The 254-nt window shown below is 64.6% G+C and carries 1 protein-coding gene; it reads right to left on the bottom strand.

The genetic code is table 11. The annotated features are described in order from the left end of the window. Nucleotides 1–42: 42 nt before the first annotated feature. Nucleotides 43–254 (bottom strand): phosphatidylglycerophosphatase A (locus ACLJNW_RS26775; RefSeq protein WP_410961591.1); only part of this gene is annotated, 212 nt, incomplete at its 5' end.

Here is a 254-nt window from a genome sequence, read left to right on the forward strand (position 1 = left end):
GCCACAGGCAGCAGAACAGGACGAGCAGACGCATGGGAGGCCTCAGACCAGCCAGTGTACCCATCCCCAGACTAGACCCTGCATGACCAGCCAGGCGAATACCCCGGCCAGGACGTCGTCGAGCATGATCCCGACGCCGCCGTGCACGTTGCGGTCCACCCAACTGATCGGCCAGGGCTTGAGAATATCCACGATGCGGAACACGACGAAGCCGATCAGCAGCCACCACCAGCCCTCCGGCACCAGCCAGAGGG

It is taken from the genome of Salmonella sp. SAL4457 (assembly GCF_046548235.1).
GTDB classification, from domain to species: Bacteria; Pseudomonadota; Gammaproteobacteria; order Enterobacterales; family Enterobacteriaceae; genus Salmonella; species Salmonella enterica.